4 protein-coding genes are annotated in these 4,271 nt (G+C 65.3%); 3 read left to right on the forward strand and 1 reads right to left on the reverse strand.

Annotation, left to right across the window (positions count from 1 at the left end; genetic code table 11):
- From ACE3UY_RS00655 to ACE3UY_RS00665, 3 genes are all read left to right on the forward strand, one after another.
- Nucleotides 1-602, forward strand: a 602-nt coding sequence (locus tag ACE3UY_RS00655; RefSeq protein WP_374685627.1) for a phytoene desaturase family protein, incomplete at its 5' end; no start/stop codon positions are given.
- A 260-nt stretch (nucleotides 603-862) separates the two neighbouring features.
- Nucleotides 863-2,011, forward strand: coding sequence for a hypothetical protein (locus ACE3UY_RS00660; protein ID WP_374685628.1), 1,149 nt, complete (start codon nucleotides 863-865; stop codon nucleotides 2,009-2,011).
- A 188-nt stretch (nucleotides 2,012-2,199) separates the two neighbouring features.
- Nucleotides 2,200-2,943, forward strand: a complete 744-nt coding sequence (locus ACE3UY_RS00665) for a universal stress protein (protein ID WP_374685629.1) — start codon at nucleotides 2,200-2,202, stop codon at nucleotides 2,941-2,943.
- Between the two features lie 31 nt (nucleotides 2,944-2,974).
- Here ACE3UY_RS00665 and ACE3UY_RS00670 read toward each other — a convergent pair.
- Nucleotides 2,975-4,271 (reverse strand): phytoene desaturase family protein (locus tag ACE3UY_RS00670; RefSeq protein WP_374685630.1); only part of this gene is annotated, 1,297 nt, incomplete at its 5' end.

Genomic DNA, 4,271 nt, shown 5'->3' on the forward strand with positions numbered 1-4,271 from the left:
ACGACGGCCACATGCCCATCCACGCCATGGTGCAGGTGTCGTTCGGCGTGCGGCGCGACCTGTCGGCCGAACCGCACTGGGCCAACTACCTGCTCGACGAGCCGCTGACCACCGGCGGCATCGAGGTGCGCGACATCGGCGTGAAGCACTACTGCTTCGACCCCAGCCTGGCCCCGGCCGGCAAGTCGTCGGTGGTGATCATGCTGAAGGGCAGCTACGGTTACTGGCAGCGCATCTACGCCCGTAAGCTCTACGACACCGAGCAGAGCCAGGTAGCCGACCAGATGATCGAGTTCCTGGAGCGGGTCTACCCCGGCTTCGCGGCCGACATCGAGATCAAGGACGTAGCCACGCCCATGAGTTACGAGCGTTTCACGGGCAACTGGCTCGGCTCCACCTGCGGCTGGCTGCTGACCAAGGGCACGATGCGGCTGATGATTCAGGGTATGTCCAAATCGCTGCCCGGTCTGGGCCACTTCTACATGGCCGGGCAGTGGGTGGAGCCGGGCGGCAGCGTGCCCGTGGCGGCCATGTCCGGCCGCAACGCCATCCAGCTCATCTGCCACGACGAGGGCCAGCCCTTCCTCACCCAGACTCCTTAAGAAATGGGACGCTGATAACGCAGATTACGCTGACTCCCGCTGATAAAATAACGTCACTTCTTCTTGTCAGGGAAAATCGGCCTGATCAGCGTTATCAGCGTCCCATTCTTCTTCCGCGTGCCATTTCCGCTACCTGTGGTATTATGCTGCCCACTCCTCGTCCTCGGAAGCGGGGAGGTCGTCAGGCACAACGTAAGATCATGGCGGTACGCTAAGCAGGTTGTCACTGATACGACTGATCCCTTGAAGGATTTCCCCTTATGACCAACGAATCCCACGACGGCGACATGATCGCCGGCTCGCCGGAGTTTGCCGTGCCTGCGCGAGAGGGTGAGGCAGCCGTGGCCGACGTCCACCGACCCATCTGGCGGCGTATTTCCTGGTTCAAGATTAGCCTGTTCATCATCAGCCTGTTCCTTTTCATTCTGGCGCTGACCTTGATGAAAGACGGCGCGCGCGGCCTGGCCCCCGTGGTCGAAGACCGCTTCTCGCTCGACAACCCGGCCAACACGATGGGTTTTGGCTGGCTGTTCGCCTATGCCGTGATGAGCGGCTCGCCCGTGGCCGCGTCGGCGCTGACATTCCTGGACGCCGGCATCATCACGCCGGTGCAGACGTTCACGATGATCATCGGCAGCCGCATGGGCGCGAGCTTTATCATCCTGTTCATCGGCTTCATCTACGTGCTGCGCGGGCGCAACCGCTCCACCAGCCTGAGCATGGGCCTGCTGTCATTCACCGTCACCGGCACGTTGCAGGTGGGCTCGGTCATCATCGGCACGCTGCTGCTGCTGTCGGGCTGGCTGGATCGGTTCAGCTTCGGCCAGGGCGCGGCGCTCCTCTCCATCACCGACCTCATCTTCGACCCCGTCGCCGGCTGGTTCAAGAGCTTCTTGCCGGAGTGGGCGCTGTTCCTGGTGGGGTTGGGCGTCATCCTGCTGACGTTCAACCTGTTCGACCGCTGTCTGCCGGAGATGACGATTAAGGAAAGCCAGGTCGGGCGCGTCTCGCGGCTGGTCTACAACCCGATCATCATGTTTCTGCTCGGGTCGGCGGTGACGCTGGTCTCGATGTCGGTCAGCGTCTCGCTCAGTATCCTGGTTCCGCTGAGCCATCGCGGCTTCATCCGGCGCGAGAACGTCATCCCCTACATCATGGGGGCCAACATTACGACGTTTATCGATACGCTGCTGGCGGCGGTGTTGCTGAACAACCACGCGGCCGTGTCGGTCGTGCTGGCCGAGATGCTGGGCGTGGGCATCACCGCCGCGCTCATCATGCTCTTGATCTTCCGGCCCTATGAGCGCTCCGCCCTGCGTTTCGTCCATTGGGTAACGCTGAAGAACGCCAACCTGGCGCTGTTCATGATCGCGATCTTTATCATTCCGCTCATCCTGGTATTCATCTAGGCAATTATGAATTACGACTTATGGATTATGAATATCGCTCCAGAAGATAGCGATTTCAGATTCCTAATTCCTAATTCCTAATTCCTAATTTCTTATAGAGGAGCTTGGTCATGCGCGTCTTGTTCGCCACTGGAGGCCCAGGACAAACGGAGATTGGAATACGACAACTGATACTGCTGGCGGAGTCCGTGTCGCTGACGCCGACGGTGCTGACGGTCGTCAAGAACGCTGACGAGCAGCGCGAGGCGGAGCAGGTCTTGGCCCACGCCGCCGGCCTGCTCGCGCCGGTCTTCGAGAAGGTGGACTACCTGACGCGCGTCGGCCAGCCGTGGGAGGAGATCGTGCGCGAGGGGGAAACGGGCCGCTATGACCTGATCATGATGGGTCAGCGCCAGTCGCGCCCGCTGCTGACGCGCATCCGCGGGCTGGTGACCCAGAAGGTGGTGGCCCGCACGACGCTGCCCGTGCTCATCGCCAAGCGGGAGGCGCGCCCGCTGCGGCGCATCCTCATCTGCGACAGCGGCGCGCAATCCCCCACGCTCATGCAGCTGTTCCGCGAACGGCTGCCGCGCATCCTGGCTCAGGCCACGGACGTGACGGTGCTGCACGTCATGTCCCAGATCAGCGCCGCGCCGGGCGTTCGGGGCGCAGACCTGTACGCGACAGCCGAGGAGTTGATGCAGGCCAATACACCCGAGGGGAGTATCCTGGAACAGGACGTGAGCTACCTGGCCCAGATCAACCTGCGGACGCGGGCCAAGGTGCGGCATGGTCTCGTCCTGGACGAGATCGCCGACGAGGCGCGCTCCGACGCCTATGACCTGGTGGTCATCGGCGCGCACCGGGACGAGGGGCTGCCGCGCTTCCTGCTCGATGACCTGGCGCACGAGTTGGTGCTCGACGTGGAGCGGGCGATTCTCGTCGTTCGTTAACCCGTTGTAGGGGCGGGTTTCAAACCCGCCCCTACGGTCGACCCAACACGGCCCGCGCCGCGTTGTAACCTGGAGCGCCGGTGACGCCGCCGCCGGGATGCGCGCCCGCGCCGCACAGGTACAGGTTGCGGATGGGCGTCTCGTAGCGGCTCCAGCCGGGGATGGGGCGCATGACGAGCATCTGCTCCAATCCCATCTGGCCGTGGTGGATGCTGCCCTCGGTCAATCCGTAATCGCGCTCATAATCCAGCGGGGTGATGACCTGGCAGTGGCGGATGTGGCTCCGCGCGCCGGGAGCGACCCCTTCCAGCACGTCCAGCACCCGTTCGATAAGCACTTCCTGGCCTTCGGCCCACGTGCCCTCGCGCAGGGCGTAGGGGGCGTATTGGGCCGTGATAGTCAGAATATGCCCGCCGGCCGGGGCCAGCGCCGGGTCTTGCAACGTCGGGATGGTCATCTCCAGGTAGGGGCGCTCGGAGAGGCGGCCGTATTTGGCCGCGTCGTAGGCCCGCTCCAGGTAGTCGAGGCTGGGGCTGACGCGGATGCGGCCGGTCAGTTGTTCCGGGCCGGTCGCGCCGGCAAACGCGGGCAGCCCATCCAGGGCCAGATTGAGCCGGGCCACGCTGCCGCGGAAAATGATGTTGCGGACGTGGCGCATCGTCTCCGGCTCCAGGTGTTGCGGGCCGGCCAGGTCGAAGAGCGTGCGGCGCGGATCGGCGCTGGAGAGAACGACGCCGGCGCGCACCGTCTCACCCGTGTCCAGCACGACGCCGGCGGCTACCGGTTCCTCGTCCCCCTCGATGAGCAGCGAGCGGACGCCGGCCCCGGTGCGCACCGTCGCGCCGTTGGCCTCGGCCGCCCGCGCCAGCGCGTCCGAGAGCCGGCCCATGCCGCCAACGACCGTCCGGCGGGCCAGCAGCCCGCCGAGGTTCTGGTAGAGGAAGGTCAGGTTGGTTCCGGCGCTGCGCGGGCCGAGGGTGGCTCCAACGACGGCCGAGCCGCCGAGCGCGCCCTTCAGCGCGTCGCTCTCGAACCACTCGTCCAGGTAGGCCTGCGCGGCCATGGGCAGGACGCGGAATAGCTCCATCATGTCGTCGCCGCCCAGCCGCTTGAGCCGCAATGCCAGCGGCCCCCAGCCCATCACGTCGCCGCCGCGCAACCCGGCCAGGTCAGGCGGGGCCAGCAGCAGCATGCCGCGCAGCAAGCCGGTGATGCGCTCCACCTGGCGGCGGAAGGCGGGCCAGCGCTCGGCGTCGGCGCGGCTGAACTGGGCCAGGTCAGCGACGGTGCGGCTCTCGTCGCGCCAGATAGTCAGGGCGCGGCCGTCG

The sequence above is a fragment of the Promineifilum sp. (SeqCode) genome, from assembly GCF_041918635.1.
GTDB lineage: Bacteria > Chloroflexota > Anaerolineae > Promineifilales > Promineifilaceae > Promineifilum.